The organism is Bacteroides ovatus (assembly GCF_001314995.1).
In the GTDB taxonomy this organism is placed as follows: domain Bacteria; phylum Bacteroidota; class Bacteroidia; order Bacteroidales; family Bacteroidaceae; genus Bacteroides; species Bacteroides ovatus.
This window is the reverse complement of sequence record NZ_CP012938.1, coordinates 4,487,955-4,504,958: the sequence shown is the minus strand read 5'-3', so window position 1 is coordinate 4,504,958 and position 17,004 is coordinate 4,487,955. Positions and strand designations below refer to the sequence as shown.

Annotated in this window: 15 protein-coding genes; 2 read left to right on the top strand and 13 right to left on the bottom strand. The window is 43.8% G+C overall.

Features of this window, described 5'->3' with window-relative positions:
* Positions 1-188 precede the first annotated feature (188 nt).
* The 8 genes from Bovatus_RS17280 to rimP all read right to left on the bottom strand — a co-directional run bounded on the left by Bovatus_RS17280 (position 189) and on the right by rimP (position 10,729).
* Positions 189-1,400, bottom strand: coding sequence for an aminotransferase class V-fold PLP-dependent enzyme (locus tag Bovatus_RS17280; protein WP_008776065.1), 1,212 nt, complete (start codon positions 1,398-1,400; stop codon positions 189-191).
* 19 nt (positions 1,401-1,419) lie between these two features.
* Positions 1,420-2,763 (bottom strand): Fe-S cluster assembly protein SufD, encoded by a 1,344-nt coding sequence (gene sufD, locus Bovatus_RS17275; protein WP_004298250.1) that lies wholly within the window; start codon positions 2,761-2,763, stop codon positions 1,420-1,422.
* 13 nt (positions 2,764-2,776) lie between these two features.
* The gene (gene sufC / locus Bovatus_RS17270) at positions 2,777-3,529 is read right to left on the bottom strand and encodes a Fe-S cluster assembly ATPase SufC (RefSeq protein ID WP_004298251.1); all 753 of its coding nucleotides are present in this window, start codon (positions 3,527-3,529) and stop codon (positions 2,777-2,779) included.
* Positions 3,530-3,572: 43 nt separating this feature from the next.
* Positions 3,573-5,051 carry a Fe-S cluster assembly protein SufB gene (sufB, locus tag Bovatus_RS17265; RefSeq protein WP_004307399.1) on the bottom strand — a complete coding sequence of 493 codons (1,479 nt, stop codon included), beginning with the start codon at positions 5,049-5,051 and terminating at the stop codon, positions 3,573-3,575.
* 1 nt (position 5,052) lies between these two features.
* Positions 5,053-5,586, bottom strand: coding sequence for a CvpA family protein (locus Bovatus_RS17260; RefSeq protein WP_008776068.1), 534 nt, complete (start codon positions 5,584-5,586; stop codon positions 5,053-5,055).
* Between the two features lie 187 nt (positions 5,587-5,773).
* Positions 5,774-8,872: a translation initiation factor IF-2 gene (gene infB / locus Bovatus_RS17255; RefSeq protein ID WP_004298254.1), complete on the bottom strand. Its 3,099-nt coding sequence runs from the start codon at positions 8,870-8,872 to the stop codon at positions 5,774-5,776.
* 91 nt (positions 8,873-8,963) lie between these two features.
* The gene (gene nusA, locus Bovatus_RS17250) at positions 8,964-10,259 is read right to left on the bottom strand and encodes a transcription termination factor NusA (RefSeq protein WP_004298255.1); all 1,296 of its coding nucleotides are present in this window, start codon (positions 10,257-10,259) and stop codon (positions 8,964-8,966) included.
* A 2-nt stretch (positions 10,260-10,261) separates the two neighbouring features.
* Positions 10,262-10,729: a ribosome assembly cofactor RimP gene (gene rimP, locus Bovatus_RS17245; RefSeq protein WP_004298256.1), complete on the bottom strand. Its 468-nt coding sequence runs from the start codon at positions 10,727-10,729 to the stop codon at positions 10,262-10,264.
* A 172-nt stretch (positions 10,730-10,901) separates the two neighbouring features.
* Between rimP and Bovatus_RS17240 the strand changes: the two genes are divergently transcribed.
* The gene (locus Bovatus_RS17240; RefSeq protein WP_004298257.1) at positions 10,902-11,297 is read left to right on the top strand and encodes a hypothetical protein; all 396 of its coding nucleotides are present in this window, start codon (positions 10,902-10,904) and stop codon (positions 11,295-11,297) included.
* A gap of 124 nt (positions 11,298-11,421) precedes the next feature.
* Here Bovatus_RS17240 and Bovatus_RS17235 read toward each other — a convergent pair whose 3' ends face one another.
* A complete protein-coding gene (locus tag Bovatus_RS17235; protein ID WP_004298258.1) occupies positions 11,422-12,120 on the bottom strand; it encodes a YgjP family zinc-dependent metalloprotease in 699 nt (232 codons plus the stop codon).
* 129 nt (positions 12,121-12,249) lie between these two features.
* Between Bovatus_RS17235 and Bovatus_RS17230 the strand changes: the two genes are divergently transcribed.
* Entirely contained in the window at positions 12,250-13,032 is a 783-nt protein-coding gene (locus Bovatus_RS17230; RefSeq protein ID WP_004298259.1) for a head GIN domain-containing protein, read from the top strand.
* Positions 13,033-13,214: 182 nt separating this feature from the next.
* Here the strand turns inward: Bovatus_RS17230 and Bovatus_RS17225 are convergent, their stop codons facing one another.
* From Bovatus_RS17225 to speA, 4 genes are all read right to left on the bottom strand, one after another.
* A complete protein-coding gene (locus tag Bovatus_RS17225) occupies positions 13,215-13,694 on the bottom strand; it encodes a hypothetical protein (protein WP_004298260.1) in 480 nt (159 codons plus the stop codon).
* On the bottom strand, positions 13,684-14,193 hold the full coding sequence (locus Bovatus_RS17220; protein ID WP_004298261.1) for an RNA polymerase sigma factor: 510 nt from the start codon (positions 14,191-14,193) through the stop codon (positions 13,684-13,686). The genes Bovatus_RS17225 and Bovatus_RS17220 overlap by 11 nt, the downstream gene beginning before the upstream one ends.
* Positions 14,194-14,254: 61 nt before the next feature.
* Positions 14,255-15,028, bottom strand: a complete 774-nt coding sequence (argB, locus tag Bovatus_RS17215) for an acetylglutamate kinase (protein ID WP_004322481.1) — start codon at positions 15,026-15,028, stop codon at positions 14,255-14,257.
* Positions 15,029-15,084: 56 nt separating this feature from the next.
* Entirely contained in the window at positions 15,085-16,977 is a 1,893-nt protein-coding gene (gene speA, locus Bovatus_RS17210; protein WP_004298263.1) for a biosynthetic arginine decarboxylase, read from the bottom strand.
* Positions 16,978-17,004: the final 27 nt, after the last annotated feature.

The window sequence follows — 17,004 nt, the reverse complement described above, 5'->3', positions numbered from 1 at the left end:
CATTAATGTTAAAGAGAGAGAATTTATATAATATAAGCATGGTCTCACGACCCTCCTGATATTCAATGAACATTTTGTTTCTTTACCTATTAGACGCACGAAAGCTCAAATCACTGCACTCGAGGCCCTCTTTTTTTAGTTAAAGAATAAAAAAAGCCGCTACTCCACAGGAATAGCAGCTCATATCTTTAAAACATCTTGCTGACACGTTCAATTCCTGCCACCAAAGTGTCTATTTCCGATTTGGTATTGTACATGGCAAACGAAGCACGTACAGTTCCTTCTATGCCAAGACGTTGCATGAGAGGTTGTGCACAATGATGCCCTGTTCTCACGGCAATACCTAGACGATCCAGCAACGTGCCGAGGTCGAAATGATGGATATCTCCCACCAGGAAAGAAATGACCGCTCCCCGTTCGGCTGCTTCACCAAATATACGTATATGGGGGATTTCTTTCAGACGTTGCAAAGCGTAAGTTGTCAGTTCATGCTCATGGGCGGCTATCTGTTCAATGCCATGTCCGTTCACATAATCAAGGGCTTTTGCCAGTCCGGTAGTTCCGATATAGTCGGGCGTACCGGCTTCAAACTTGAAAGGAAGTTCATTAAAAGTGGTCTTCTCGAAAGAGACATGCTGAATCATCTCTCCTCCTCCCTGATAAGGTGGAAGGCGATCTAACCATTCTTCTTTTCCATAAAGTACTCCGACACCTGTCGGACCATATATCTTATGGGCGGAGAATACCAGAAAATCGGCATCCAACTCCTGTACATCCACTTTCATGTGAGGAATAGACTGTGCAGCATCTATCAGGCAAGGTACACCATGCGCATGAGCTGTTGCGATCATCTCCTTCACCGGATTCACTGTACCCAGTACGTTCGATACATGAACTACGCTGACTATTTTCGTGCGTTCGGAAAATAGTTTTTCATATTCATCCAGCAGAAGTTCGCCTTTATCATTCATCGGGATGACTTTTATGGCAATTCCTTTACGGGCAGCCAACAGTTGCCAGGGAACGATGTTGCTATGATGTTCCATCACGGAAACAATCACTTCATCCCCTTCTTCCATAAACTCGTCGCCGAAGCTGGAAACAAGCAGGTTGATACTTTCTGTTGTTCCGCGTGTAAAGACAACTTCATTCGTGCTATGGGCATTGATAAACTCACGTACCGTTTCACGGGAAGCTTCATGCAGTTCCGTAGCTTGCTGGGAAAGATAATGTACGCCGCGATGCACATTGGCATTGACGGAATAATATTCATCCACCAACGCATCAACCACCAGACGGGGTTTCTGTGTTGTCGCACCGTTGTCGAAATAAACCAAAGGTTTACCGTAAACCGTACGGCTCAATATCGGAAAATCTTCACGTATCTTTTGAATATCCACGTTCATTATTTTTTAGTGGTTACTTACAAATGGCACAACCCTGACATCTATTCAACTCGCCACGGAAACGTTTCTCTACTAATAGATGCAAACGATCTTTCAGCGCTTCCAAACGAATGGTATCGATCACTTCGTTGACAAATGCGAACATCAACAGCAGACGGGCTTCTTTCTCTGCAATACCGCGCGAACGCATGTAGAATAATGCGCCTTCATCCAACTGGCCTACTGTTGCTCCATGCGAACATTTCACATCATCCGCATAAATCTCCAATTGAGGTTGTGTATACATTCTTGCATCACGCGTAGCACAAAGATTCCGGTTAGTCTGTTGGGAATTCGTATGTTGTGCATCGGGACGCACGAGTACCAATCCGGCAAACGCACCTACCGACTGGTCGTCGAGCACATACTTGAACAGCTCATTGCTGGTACAGTTCGGTACGGCATGGTCAATACTTGTATGATTGTCTACGTGCTGGTTTTTATCGGCAATCGCCATACCACAAAGGTTTATTTCGGCTCCTTCTCCTGCCAGCAACACTTCGGTCGTGTTGCGGGTAGTACCATTATGCAAAGTCATTCCGTTGAGCAATACATTGCTGTTGGCCTCTTGCTTTACATACAGGTTACTGATACGAACTGTGCTTGTATGTGTTTCTTCCAGTTCATACATATCGAATACCGCATTCTCACCAGCAAATACTTCAATAACTTGTGTCGCCAGGAAGTTCACATTATCCATTGCATGGTCACAAATCAGCAAACGGGCTTGCGCGCCATCCTCCAGGATAATCAGTACGCGACGGTTCACCATAAAGTTAACATCTGCACGCAGGATATTTACCAACTGGATTGTTTTTTCCACCACCACATTCTTCGGCACATAAAAGACAACGCCATCTTGTGCAAAAGCGGTATTGAAAGCAGTCACACCATCTTTAGAGGTATCTGCCAGTTGACCGTAATATTTCTTCACCAATTCCGGGTGTTGCTCGGCCACTTCTTTCAGGCTACCGAAAATCACACCTTCCGGCAGATTTCCTGTGGGAAGCGCTCTATTATAAAATGTGTCATTTACCACAAAATACAAGGAGGTACTCATATTCGGCACATCACACTTAAACACTTCATACGGATTGACCGGAATAGCCAAACGATTCAAGTTCAAACCGAAATCCGGTTCAAAGTACTTGCTCACATCCGTATATTTGTACTTCTCCATCTTACGGGTCGGAAATCCGAGTCGCTCAAAATCGGCAAATGCTGACGCACGAGGTGCATTCAGCACTTCGGCACTATGCTTACAGATCATCGCTTCCGTCTGTGAGAAAAGTTCTATATATTGTTGTTCAACCATCATCGTTTTATATTTGTCATTCTCCTACTTCTTTCTTGATCCAATCGTATCCTTTTTCTTCCAGTTCCAGAGCAAGTTCCGGTCCGGCAGTTTTTACGATACGACCTTTATAAAGGACATGCACAATATCAGGCTTGATATAATCGAGCAAACGTTGGTAGTGGGTAATAACGATTGTACTTGTTTCAGGAGTTTTCAGCTTGTTCACTCCTTCCGCAACAATACGGAGCGCATCAATATCCAAACCGGAGTCTGTCTCGTCGAGGATGCTCAAACGCGGTTCCAGCATAGCCATCTGGAAAATCTCGTTCCGTTTCTTCTCACCACCGGAAAAGCCTTCATTCACCGAACGGTTAGCCAGTTTATTATCCAACTCCACCACCGCACGTTTCTCACGCATCAGCTTCAGAAACTCACTGGCGGTCAGTGCAGGCAGACCTTTATATTTACGTTGCTCATTCACAGCAGCACGCATAAAGTTCACCATGCTCACACCCGGGATTTCCACCGGATACTGGAAACTAAGGAAGATTCCTTCATGGCTACGATCTTCGGGGCTCAACTCCAACAGATCCTTTCCATAAAAAGTGACCGAACCTTTTGTTACCTCAAAAGCCGGATTACCCACCAATACGGAGGAAAGCGTACTTTTACCGGAACCATTCGGTCCCATAATAGCGTGCACCTCACCGGGATTCACCGTCAGGTTAATACCTTTCAATATCTCTTTGCCATTAATGCTGGCATGCAGGTCTTTTATTTCTAACATGATTATATTTACGATTTTACGATTTACTATTAAAAAGTCAACATCACCCCACGCTTCCTTCCAATGAGATGGTAAGCAGCTTCTGTGCTTCTACCGCAAACTCCATCGGAAGTTTATTCAACACTTCCTTTGCATATCCGTTCACAATAAGTCCGATAGCATCTTCTGTCGGAATACCGCGCTGGTTGCAATAAAATATCTGGTCTTCACTAATCTTGCTTGTCGTAGCTTCATGTTCTACCACTGCCGTCTCATTGTGAATATCCATATACGGGAAGGTATGTGCACCACACTTATCTCCCAGCAACAGAGAGTCACACTGGCTATAATTACGGGCATTATCCGCTTTCTCGGCCACGCGTACCAACCCACGATAGGAGTTCTCACTATGTCCGGCAGAAATGCCTTTACTTACAATCGTACTACGAGTGTTCTTACCCAGATGAATCATCTTCGTTCCGGTATCTGCCTGCTGATAGTTGTTCGTTACAGCTACGGAATAGAATTCAGCGGTCGAGTTATCGCCCGTCAGGATACAGGAAGGATATTTCCAGGTGATTGCCGAACCGGTTTCCACTTGTGTCCAGGATAATTTACTGTCCACTCCTTTACAGTTACCGCGTTTAGTCACAAAGTTGTATACACCGCCCTTGCCTTCTGCATCTCCCGGATACCAGTTCTGAACGGTACTGTATTTTACCTCTGCACGGTCATGCACAATGATCTCAACGATAGCGGCATGCAGCTGATTTTCATCCCGCATCGGAGCCGTACATCCTTCCAGATAAGAAACATACGAATCATCATCCGCTACAATCAGCGTACGCTCAAACTGTCCCGTGTTACGGGCATTGATACGGAAATAAGTGGAAAGCTCCATCGGGCAACGTACTCCTTTCGGAATATACACGAAAGAGCCGTCAGAGAACACTGCGGAATTCAACGCTGCAAAGAAATTGTCCCGATAACCTACTACCGAGCCCATATATTTCTTCACCAGATCCGGATGCTCCCGCACGGCTTCACTGAACGAGCAGAATATAATTCCTTTCTCCATCAGCGTTTCCTTGAAGGTAGTCTTTACGGAAACAGAGTCCATAACGGCATCCACTGCCATTCCACTAAGAGCCATTTGCTCTTCCAAAGGAATTCCCAGTTTATTAAACGTCTTTATCAGTTCAGGATCGACTTCCTCCATGCTCTTCGGTCCTTCTTTCTTCTTTGTCGGATCGGCATAATAAGAAATCGCCTGATAATCAATTTCAGGGATACGGAGATGTGCCCAGGTAGGCATTTCCAGCGTCAGCCAATGGCGATACGCTTTCAGTCGAAACTCCAGCAACCACTCCGGTTCGTCCTTTTTCGATGAAATCAGACGAATGACATCTTCATTAAGTCCACGCTCAATGATGTCCGTATGCACCTCTGTGGTGAAACCGTATTTATATTTCTCCTCCGCAAATTTCCGGACAAACTCATTATCAGTCTTCTTTTCAAGTTCGTCTTTCTGATTGGGTTTCATTTTATTGGGTTCTTGTTGCATCTTTATCTTTATTCTCTAATATATATTGTTGCGTCATATTCTTCGCAGCAGGGAAAAAGATCCCCGCAAACGTTTCCATCGGATAATATAACAAAGATTCTTCCTTTTTTGTTGCACTAATTAACTTATTATCGCTGTCCACAAACTCTATCGCACCAATCACTACACTCGTTAACAACAGAAACTTAAGTGCTCCCAGCCCACTTCCTAACCAGCGATTCAACCAGTTCAACGAAATAGCCTGCATTGCTTTTGTCAATAGCGAGGCAATCAATACAAAGATCAATGGTACGGCAATCCAGATCATGATAAAAGCCAACACTTGCGCAACTGTCATTGAATCCGTCACCGTCGGGCAAAGCTTTTCCGCCAAAGAAGCATACAGAGCTTTCGCTGCCAACAGACCGACTATTAACCCCAAAATAGAAGCCAACTGACGAATGAAGCCTTTTACAAAACCTACAATCGCTCCGGCGCCTATTACAATAAGGATAATTATATCAATCGTTGCCACGTTTATTATGTTATAAGCTATAAACCAATAAGTCGTATATAAGCTGATTATAATGAGAAGGTGCCGAATGATAAAAAATAAGGTGGTAAGGTGGTGTTCTGCAAACAGTACCACATTACCACCTCTTTATCATATCATGACCTCTGCTATATTATAACATTATAATACACTTATAACCTTACTATATTTACAGCGTCTGTTTCACTTCTATTTCTTCGAATGTCTCAATCATATCGCCTACCTTCATGTCGTTGCAGTTCACCAGACTGATACCACACTCGAAGTTTGTACCTACTTCCTTCACATCGTCCTTGAAACGTTTCAATGCGTTGATGTTTCCGGTAAAGATCACAATACCATCGCGGATCAAACGAGCCTTGTCGCTGCGTTTCACCTTTCCGGTCTTCACCATTGCTCCGGCTACAAGACCGACTTTCGTAATATTGAATACTTCGCGGATTTCGATGGTTGCAGTAATCTGTTCCTTTACTTCCGGAGCCAACATACCTTCCATAGCAGCCTTTACCTCTTCGATTGCATCGTAGATGACAGAATACTTACGGATGTCAACACCCTCTTGGTCGGCCATCTTACCGGCAGCACCCGAAGGACGTACCTGGAATCCGACAATAATCGCATCCGAAGCAGCAGCCAGAGAAACATCAGATTCGGAAATTGCTCCCACACCCTTATGGATAACATTTACCTGGATTTGTTCCGTAGACAACTTAATCAACGAGTCGCTCAATGCCTCAACAGAACCATCCACGTCACCCTTAACGATGATGTTCAATTCCTGGAAGTTACCCAAAGCAATACGACGACCCAATTCATCCAATGTAAGGATCTTCTGCGTACGCAAACCTTGTTCACGAGCCAGCTGCTCACGTTTATTAGTGATCTCACGAGCTTCCTGATCGCTTTCGACTACATGGAATGTGTCACCTGCGGCAGGAGCACCATTCAATCCCAGAATCAATGCCGGTTCGGAAGGTCCTGCTTCCTTGACGCGTTGGTTACGTTCGTTGAACATAGCCTTCACACGTCCGTAGCTGGTTCCCGCCAATACGATGTCTCCTACTTTCAAAGTACCGTTAGATACCAATACAGTAGCTACATATCCGCGTCCCTTATCCAGTGAAGATTCGATGATGGAACCCGTAGCATTACGGTTCGGATTTGCCTTCAGGTCGAGCATTTCCGCTTCGAGCAATACTTTTTCCAGCAAGTCTTCCACACCCATACCTTTCTTGGCAGAGATATCTTGTGACTGATATTTACCACCCCATTCTTCAACAAGGTAATTCATTGCAGCCAGTTCTTCTTTAATCTTATCCGGATTTGCAGTCGGTTTATCTACCTTATTGATTGCAAATACAATAGGTACACCGGCAGCCATCGCGTGATTGATCGCTTCTTTCGTCTGTGGCATCACGTTATCATCGGCAGCCACAATAATGATAGCAATATCCGTTACTTTGGCACCACGTGCACGCATAGCGGTAAACGCTTCGTGACCCGGAGTATCGAGGAATGTAATACGACGACCGTCTTCCAATTGCACGTTATAAGCACCGATATGCTGGGTAATACCTCCGGCCTCACCGGCAATTACATTCGCCTTACGGATATAGTCAAGCAAAGAAGTCTTACCGTGGTCAACGTGTCCCATCACCGTTACAATCGGAGCGCGCGGTTGCAAATCTTCCGGAGCATCTTCTTCTTCAACGATAGCTTGTGCCACTTCCGCACTTACATATTCAGTCTTGAATCCGAATTCTTCAGCCACCAGATTGATGGTTTCAGCATCCAAACGCTGGTTGATGGAAACCATGATACCAATACTCATACAAGTAGCGATAACCTGGTTAACAGAAACATCCATCATCGTTGCCAATTCGTTAGCCGTAACGAACTCGGTCAACTTCAATACCTTGCTGTCTGCCATTTCCTGATCTTCCAGTTCCTGCATACGGTTGGAAGCCATTTCACGTTTCTCTTTACGGTATTTGGACGTTTTATTCTTACCTTTGGTTGTCAGACGTGCAAGGGTTTCTTTTACCTGTTTTGCTACGTCTTCCTCGCTCACTTCCTGTTTGATAACCGGTTTCTTGAAGCGATCTTTATTGTTGTTATTTCTTCTGTTGTTATTTCCCTGTCCGTTGGCCTGGCCACCCTGACCGTTACTATTGCCGCCTTTACCCTGTACATTAGGTCTTGGAGCAGCAAAGTTGGAAGTTGCAACATTGTTAACGTCCACCTTCTCTTTATTGATACGGTTACGTTTCTTCTTGTTAGCAGCCGCTTCCGCACTGTCCTTAGGTCCGCTCTTCGCCAATTTAGAATCATCCTTACGGATTTCCTTGATGATAGCTTCCTTCATCAACTTCTTCTGATCCTGACGGATTTTTTCCTTTTCTTCACGTTCGCGACGTTTCTCTTCCTTCGATTTCTTCTTGGGACGAGTAGACTGATTCAATGCAGCCAAGTCGATCTGACCGATCACATTAATCTTTGCGCCCAATTCCGGTTGACGGATTTTGAAAACACCATCATCCTCCGGAGCCTTTTCCGCTACCGGGGTTACTTCAGCCTGTGCAGTTTCCACCTTTTCTTCTTCTTTATGTTCTTCCGCCTTCACAGGTGCAGCTACTACTACCTTCGGCTCTTCTTTTTTCACTTCTTCTACTACTTTTTCAACTTCTACCGGCTTCGTCTCCACTACAGGTTCCGGCACTACTACGGGTTCAACCACCACTGGAGTAGGCTCTACTACAGAAACAGGAGGTGTCACCACCTCTTCCTTCTTCACCTCGGGTTCTCTCTTCTCGGGCTCCTTTTTCACTTCGGGTTTAACGACAGGCCGTTCCACAACCGGTTCTTCCTGTTTCTGTTCCGGTTCTTTCTCTACCTTTTCAGGTTTACGACCGTTCAATTTATCCAAATCTATTTTTCCGACAGGTTTAAACTTCGGACGTGCATCCTCAGGTACGACTGTCTTAATCACATCTTCCGACTTCGGTTTTTCGGGCTGCTTTTCGAAGCCTTCAATCGATACCGACGCCTTATTACGTTCCTTATTCTGACGTTCCTGTATGAAACGCTCCGATTCAAGTCTAAGGTTCTTATCTGTACTAAACTCCTTTACGAGTATAGCGTATTGCTCCTCGCTAATTTTAGTATTAGGATTAGCCTCAACGGTATGCCCTTTCTTTTGCAGGAACTCAACTACCGTCGCGATTCCTACGTTCAAATCTCTTGTAACTTTGTTTAACCTTATCGTCATATTTTAAAATTAATGAATAAATGGAGCTTGTTTAATTGAAAATTGAGAATTAAGAAATAAAAGTCTGCTGCATTATATTGTATCGCAACTTTTAATCTTTAATTTCATCTTTATTTTCAATTGAAGGATCTTCTTCTTCAAACTCCGATTTCAAAATGCGTATTACCTCGTCCACTGTCTCTTCTTCCAAGTCCGTCTTTTCAATCAACATCTCACGAGGAGCATTCAACACAGCCTTCGCTGTATCGATGCCGATAGCTTTGATAGCGTCGATCACCCATCCGTCGATTTCGTCTCTAAACTCGTCGAGATAGATATCTTCGTCAGCTACATTCTCATCCAACTCACGGAACACGTCGATAGTGTACTCAGTTAACATACTGGCCAGTTTGATATTCAAACCGCCTTTACCGATAGCCAGCGAAACTTCTTCCGGTTTGAGGAATACCTCTGCTTTCTTCTCTTCCTCGTTCAGACGAATAGAAGAAATCTTAGCCGGGCTTAAAGCGCGCTGTATAAACAATGAGATGTTCGATGTATAATTGATTACGTCGATGTTCTCATTGCGAAGTTCACGAACAATGCCATGAATACGACTTCCCTTTACACCTACACAGGCTCCTACAGGGTCGATTCTGTCATCGTAAGATTCCACCGCGATCTTGGCACGTTCGCCGGGGATACGGGCAATCTTCTTGATGGTAATCAAACCATCATTAATTTCGGGTACTTCCATCTCGAACAGGCGTTGCAGGAAAACGGGAGAAGTACGTGACAAGATAATCTTAGGATTATTATTCTTGTTATCCACGCGGGCAACTACTGCACGGGCCGTTTCACCTTTACGATAAAAGTCGCTCGGAATTTGTTCGGTCTTAGGTAACAGCAATTCGTTTCCTTCATCGTCTAAAAGCAACATCTCTTTTTTCCAGATCTGATATACTTCTGCATTGATGATAGTACCTACCTTATCTATATATTTATTATAAATACTGTCTTTTTCGAGTTCCAGAATCTTGGAAGCCAGTGTCTGGCGAAGATTCAGGATCGCACGACGTCCGAACTTGGCAAAGATAACCTCGTCAGTCACCTCTTCACCTTCTTCGTAAGAAGCATCAATTTTCTGTGCTTCGCTCAACGAAATCTGCATATTCGGGTTAGTCAAATCTTCATCGGCCACAACTTCACGGTTACGCCATATCTCGAAGTCACCCTTGTCCGGGTTCACGATTACGTCGTAATTTTCATCGGTGCCAAACATTTTCGCGATTACGCTACGGAACGACTCTTCGAGTACGCTAACCATCGTCGTTCTATCGATATTCTTCAGTTCCTTAAATTCCGAAAATGTATCAATCAAGCTGATTGTTTCTTCTTTTTTGGCCATAACTATTTAAAGCTAATTAAGTATTTAGTATATTTTATTTGCTCATAAGTGAAGGTTTCGTCCTCTTCTACCAATTTCGGGCGCTTTGATCCTTCGGTTTTTACTTTCTTTTGTACGCCTACCGTAAACTTCTCTTCATCGGCATCTTTCAGTATACCGGCCAGCTTCCGTCCGTCTCCGGTCAGCACTTCCACCTCTTGTCCGATGTGGATATAATACTGTTGCAGAACTTTAAAGGGTTGTCCGATCCCAGCCGACCCTACTTCCAGTTCATAATCTTCCTCTTCGCGGTTCAGTTTCGACTCTATGAAGCGGCTAAGCTCCACGCAATCTTCAATCCAAACACCTTCTGCATGGTCTATTTCAACCACAATCTTGTCATCCGGGCTCACGGTTACCTCTACTAAAAAGTAGTCTTTTCCTTCCAGCCACTCTTCTACAATCTGACAAACAGTTTTCTTTTCTATCATTTATTAGCTATATAAGAACAAAAAAAGGAGCTTAATTGCCCCTCCACCTTTCATCCGTTTTCGGTTGCAAAGATATAAATAATCTGTTCGACTACAAAACATTAAAGAAAAAAAGTATGAATTAACAGTGCTATATTCGTATCTTTACGCCGTAATTCAAAAAATAACGACTATGGCACATCGTCTCAACACAAATAAACAGTTTATGGTAGGTAACGGAATTCTTGCTTTTGCCGTCATTTTTGTCGTGGTTATTTTTGTCTATATGAGCATGCGGCTACAACGGGAAAAGCAGGAAGAACGTCATTTCATCGAAAGCTATACGATCAGTCTGGTAAAAGGTTTTGCCGGAGATTCTATCTCATTATTTGTCAACGACAGTCTGATCTCCAACAAAACCATGTCGGAAGAACCTTACACTGTAGAAATAGGACGTTTTGCCGAACAGAGCGCCTTGTTGATTGTAGATAATAACACAGAATTAGTGTCTACGTTTGATCTTAGTGAAAAAGGAGGAACTTATCAGTTCGAAAAAGAATCAGACGGGATTAAACAATTAGCCAAGTAATAAAGGTATTAACTAAGTCTGTGCCACCATATTGGCACAACCATGCCATCGCATTGTCACGACTGTGCCAGCGTGTTGACACAAGTGTGCCAACACGATAGCACTATCCTGGCAATAAAGTATTCTAAATCTCCGTACGATACTTTCTCAATTCCCCCCGCAAAGCCAATGCTTTTCCTTCTGTAAATTGATTGAGCAATACCCAAAATCGTTCGCTATGATTCATCTCGCGCGTATGACATAATTCGTGCAGCAACACGTAGTCTATCAAATGAGAAGGTAACAGAACCAGGTAATAGGACAAATTAATATCCTTTCGAGCCGAGCAACTGCCCCATCTGCCCTGACTGGAGTTTATTTTCACACTCGAATAAGGAAGTCCGCATTGCTTGGACAAGGAAGCCAAACGTGAAGGAAGGATACTTTTCGCATTCCGCCTCAACGATTCTTCAATCACCTTATGCAACCAGCTTTGCAGTTTCTCGTCCGTAAAATCCGCATGAGGCGGACAAACAATTTCCATAACCCCCAACCGGGAATTAGCCAGAAACTGATCCTTTTCACCGGACACCAAGGACAACTTAAAGTGTTCCGCATCAATTTTATAGTCCAAATCAATCAATGGCCGGGCTAATTTTTGACGGGAGGCCAGAAGTTTACCACGCAGATTCTCGATTGCCTGCTTCACTTCTTTCAATGTAGTGCCGGGAGGAACTGAAACATAAACAGCATCACTCTTTGTACGAAACACAAGACTCCTCGCACGTGAATTGACACGCACTATCAGACGTCCTAATTCGTCATCTTCTACGATCTTATCCATTATAATCCTCCTATCAACAGCCACAAAAGTAATAAAAAAGAAGATTCCAATGAAAAACTTCGCGGAAGATGCAACTTTATATCAGTTTCTTCCGTCTAACTGTCATATCAATCATAGAAAAACATAATTATGAAAACAAGTTTATTGCTCGTATTAGTCACCGGATTGTCTCTAGTACTTACTGCCGGCTCTTGCTTGCAGGGAAAACACGTAGTAGGCAGCAAAAACTACATCTCCCAAGAAGTAAAAGCCGATCATTTCAATGAAATCAAACTATTGGGAAGTGCCAATATCAGTTATCACCAAGACACACGCAGTCACGTGGAGATACATGGTTCCGACAACATTATACCACTTGTAGAAACGTATGTAGACGGTAATACATTAATGATAAAATTCAAGAAGAATGTCAGTATATGGAAAGGAAAACTGGAAATAAAAGTTTTTGCTCCGGAACTGAATAAGCTGTCAATCAACGGATCGGGAAATATAAAATTAATCAATGGAATACAAACCTCTAAAGATATCGAGTTCCATATAAATGGTTCGGGGAACATTCAGGGAGAAGGGCTTAATTGCCGAAGAATGGCTGTTTCAATTAACGGATCGGGAGATGTTAGACTGCAACAAATAGAGAGCCAGGAATGTCAGGCAGGAATTTCAGGTTCGGGTAATATTAATCTTAAAGGTAAAGCCATTCAAGCAAAATATGCTATTGCCGGATCGGGAAACATTCAGGCTGCAGATTTAGAAGCAGAGAATACGGATGCAAGTATCAGTGGATCCGGAAACATCAGTTGTTATGCAAGTCAAAAACTGGTTGCCCGCGTGAAAGGAAGTGGCGATATTGCCTATAAAGGCAATCCACAAGAAGTGGATGCTCCACGGAAAAACATACGGCAGATCAAATAAAGACAATTTGAACAAATACAGTCTAAAAGCATAAAAGGGCTACTGCATCGCGCGGTAGCCCATTTATTTAGTTAGTTTTATTATAAAAATTTGAGAGAATTGAAAACTTCACAGTTTCGCCTTCGTTGTTGTTTTAATTAAGCACACTAACTATATTATATGTTTAAAGCAAATGAAAATGTCTATTCGTTTATAACTTGCACCTTGTGGTTAACCCTCGCCAAACTATCGGCTAGAACCTGTTCCGCTTTCACATCATTTGAAATAGCGACCGATGGTGCTGTTACTTGTTTACCAATGGTATCCGTTGCCAATACACTTCCGTCATCTCCGGAGAAAGAATGTTGTGCCACATTCCCCAAAGAAAGGATGATTGCAATCACGGCAGCGGCTTTGAACAGAGGAATAAAACGACCGGTCAGTGTCAAGCGTTTCGCTTTTACGACCGTAGGCTCCACCTCTGCCAGAATACGTGTATCAAAGTCTTCGCCCAGTCCTACTTCCTGCTGAACCTGTTGATAAACAAACAGGTTTTTATAGCGAAGCAAATGAGCAGGAACTTCCTCCTTTGCGAAGAAGTCGCGCAATGTTGCTTCCTCCTCAACGGAAGTTTCGCATTGCCAGTATCGCTCCAGGAGCTGTTCTATATCCTTATAATCCATATTCGTCAATTTCTAAATACCTTTGTTTTACTTTTTGTCTGGCTCTGAAGAGGTTCACTTTAACTTGTTCCTCTGTCAGATTCAGCAACCCTGCAATTTTCTTATAGCTTTCACCTTCAATGTCCCTCAGTTGCATGATAAGCCGCTGTTTTTCGGGAAGTTCGTTTACCAGTCTATTAATAATGTTCATTCTTTCATCATGAATCATCTGGTCATACGGACTGTTTGCATCAGGTTCTTCCTCCATCTCGGGGGTGAGTTCCACGTTTTGAGCTTCTTTCTTTTGACTTCTATCTATCGCCAGATTCTTTGCCACTGTCAGGCAATAGGCTTCGACCGATTCAAATTGAGACCACTCATCACGCTTATTCCACACTCTTATCATGGTGTCCTGAACGACATCCTCGGCTTCGGCCCTATCCAGGGTGATTCTGAGAGCCAATCGAAAGAGTTTATCCTTCAACGGCAAAATATCGTTTCGGAAGCTGATTTCTTGCATCTCTATAATAATGACGGGCTAGGATATGAAAAGTTACAGTCGCCCACTACTTTTTTTTGAATTATTTTTTTATTCTTGTTCCACCAGAGTTATTAATCGCTGATGCTAAGGTGATTACCACTTCAGATACTCCTGCATTTATTGCTTCAAAAGAATTCTCCAACTTGGGAATCATACCTCCCTGAATAACGCCATCAGCTACATATTGTTCAAATTCGGCACGGGTGATTTGGGGAATCACACTGTCGTCATCATTCTCGTCACGCAACACGCCTTTCTTCTCAAAACAATATACCAATGTCACATCAAACAGGGCCGACAACGCTTTCGCCGTTTCTCCGGCAATGGTATCTGCATTCGTATTCAGCATATTGCCGTGGCCGTCGTGCGTCAATGGAGCCATCACAGGAACAACGCCTTTATGTATCAAATCCGACAATAAAGTAGCGTCCACCTGTTCCACATCTCCCACAAACCCGTAGTCTACTTCTTTCACCGGACGTTTCACCGAACGGATTACATTCATATCCGCACCGGTCAATCCGAGTGCATTGACTCCGCGTGCTTGCAGACCTGCCACAATATTTTTATTCACCAATCCGCCATACACCATCGTTACGACTTTCAATGTTTCGGCATCGGTAATCCGACGACCATTTACCATCTTGCTTTCAATACCCAGTTGTGCGGCAATCTTTGTTGCCGAACGACCGCCACCATGAACCAACACTTTATGTCCGTCGATAGCGGCAAAGTCATTTAACAACTGACGAAGGGTGGCTTCCTCTTCTACGATTTTGCCACCCACCTTAATAACTGTTAGTTTTTCTCTCATTTCTTGATTTCTAATAAGTTCACCGAATGGAGAATCCGGCTCCGGCACCCTGCCGGTTATTCCAAATAAGTATATCCGTAAAGCCCCGAACGATAGTTGGAAAGGAATTCTTTTCCTTCTTCCAAAGAAATCTTTCCTTCTTTCACTGATTTCGTCACCCAAGTTTCGAGCGTACGTACCAGTTTCTTCGGATTGTACTGCACATAGTCCAACACCTCCGCTACCGTTTCTCCGTCGATAATCTGTTCGATATTATATCCTTTCTCGTTCACCGAAACATGCACGGCATTCGTATCACCAAACAAATTATGCATATCTCCCAAAATCTCCTGATAAGCTCCCACCAGGAACACAGCCACATAATAAGGTTCTGTTTTCTTCAGTGCATGTACAGGCAGATAATGAGCCACGTTACGGGTAGAGATAAAGTTGGCAATTTTGCCGTCCGAGTCGCAGGTTATATCTTGCAAGGTAGCCGAACGTTCCGGTTTCTCATCCAATCGCTGGATAGGCATGATCGGGAATATCTGGTCAATCGCCCAAGAGTCGGGAAGCGACTGGAAGAGCGAGAAATTACAGAAATATTTATCGGCAAGCAACTTAGACAGTCCGCGGAATTCATCAGGCGCATGCTTCAAACCGCCGGCAATCTGATTAATCTCACGTGTAATAGACCAATACAGACGCTCGATTTGTGCACGGGTTTTCAGATCTACGATTCCATGACTGAACAAGTCCAGCGCTTCCTCTCTGATCTGCTGCGCATCGTGCCATGCTTCCAACATCTTATTCTGATTCAGCGAATCCCAGATTCCATATAACTCCTGCACCAATTCGTGTGCATCCGGAGCAATTTCCTCCTCGTCATCCCATTCGGGCAATGTAGCGGTTTCAAGTACCTCAAAGATAAGAACAGAATGATGTGCCGTCAATGCGCGTCCACTCTCCGTTATGATATTCGGGTGTGGGATACCATTTTTATCGCTCACGTCCACCAAAGTAGAAATAGAGTCGTTTACATATTCCTGGATGGAATAATTCACGCTGCCTTCGCTATTGGACGAACGGGTTCCGTCATAATCCACTCCGAGTCCACCGCCAATATCTACAAACTCCACATTGAATCCCATCGAATGTAGCTGCACGTAGAACTGTGAAGCCTCACGCAAAGCCGTTTTAATACGACGTATCTTTGTCACCTGACTACCGATATGGAAATGAATCAGTTTCAAACAATCCTTCATCCCTTTGCTCTCCAGGAAGTCGAGCGCTTCGAGAAGTTCACTGGAAGTCAAGCCGAATTTGCTGGCATCACCTCCAGACTCTTCCCACTTTCCGCTACCGGAAGAAGCGAGTTTGATACGTATACCGATGTTAGGCTGCACATTCAGCTGTTTTGCCATCTTTGCAATCAGCTTCAGTTCGTTCATCTTCTCTACAACGAGGAAGATACGTTTACCCATTTTCTGGGCAAGCAAAGCCAGTTCGATGTAACTTTCGTCTTTATATCCGTTACAGACAATCAATGAGTCAGAATCCGTATTGACCGCAATCACTGCATGGAGTTCCGGTTTGGAACCGGCTTCCAGTCCGAGATTGAACTTCTTTCCGTGGCTGATAATCTCTTCCACCACCGGGCGCATTTGGTTGACCTTAATCGGATAAATTATAAAGTTCTCGGCTTTATAACCATACTCTTCGGCCGCTTGTTTAAAGCAGGAAGACATCTTTTCAATACGGTTGTCCAAAATATCCGGAAAACGTATCAACATGGGAGAAGCCACATCACGCAATTGCAACTCATCGACCAGTTCTTTCAGATCGACAGTCACTCCGTCTCTACGAGGTGTAACAACTACATGACCTTTGTCATTAATACCAAAGTACGAGGTACCCCAACCTGTGATGTTGTAGAGTTCCTCAGAATCTTCAATACGCCACTTTCTCATTTTCTGTTATTCAGTGTTTTTAGTAAA

What these genes read in the sequence shown, in the direction of transcription:
- argB (WP_004322481.1), bottom strand. Translation starts at nt 15,028, where the DNA reads ATGAGAGAAAAACTAACAGTTATTAAGGTGGGTGGCAAAATCGTAGAA.
- infB (WP_004298254.1), bottom strand. Translation starts at nt 8,872, where the DNA reads ATGACGATAAGGTTAAACAAAGTTACAAGAGATTTGAACGTAGGAATC.
- speA (WP_004298263.1), bottom strand. Translation starts at nt 16,977, where the DNA reads ATGAGAAAGTGGCGTATTGAAGATTCTGAGGAACTCTACAACATCACA.
- Bovatus_RS17230 (WP_004298259.1), top strand. Translation starts at nt 12,250, where the DNA reads ATGAAAACAAGTTTATTGCTCGTATTAGTCACCGGATTGTCTCTAGTA.
- sufB (WP_004307399.1), bottom strand. Translation starts at nt 5,051, where the DNA reads ATGAAACCCAATCAGAAAGACGAACTTGAAAAGAAGACTGATAATGAG.
- Bovatus_RS17240 (WP_004298257.1), top strand. Translation starts at nt 10,902, where the DNA reads ATGGCACATCGTCTCAACACAAATAAACAGTTTATGGTAGGTAACGGA.
- nusA (WP_004298255.1), bottom strand. Translation starts at nt 10,259, where the DNA reads ATGGCCAAAAAAGAAGAAACAATCAGCTTGATTGATACATTTTCGGAA.
- Bovatus_RS17225 (WP_004298260.1), bottom strand. Translation starts at nt 13,694, where the DNA reads ATGGATTATAAGGATATAGAACAGCTCCTGGAGCGATACTGGCAATGC.
- Bovatus_RS17235 (WP_004298258.1), bottom strand. Translation starts at nt 12,120, where the DNA reads ATGGATAAGATCGTAGAAGATGACGAATTAGGACGTCTGATAGTGCGT.
- Bovatus_RS17220 (WP_004298261.1), bottom strand. Translation starts at nt 14,193, where the DNA reads ATGCAAGAAATCAGCTTCCGAAACGATATTTTGCCGTTGAAGGATAAA.
- sufD (WP_004298250.1), bottom strand. Translation starts at nt 2,763, where the DNA reads ATGATGGTTGAACAACAATATATAGAACTTTTCTCACAGACGGAAGCG.
- rimP (WP_004298256.1), bottom strand. Translation starts at nt 10,729, where the DNA reads ATGATAGAAAAGAAAACTGTTTGTCAGATTGTAGAAGAGTGGCTGGAA.
- sufC (WP_004298251.1), bottom strand. Translation starts at nt 3,529, where the DNA reads ATGTTAGAAATAAAAGACCTGCATGCCAGCATTAATGGCAAAGAGATA.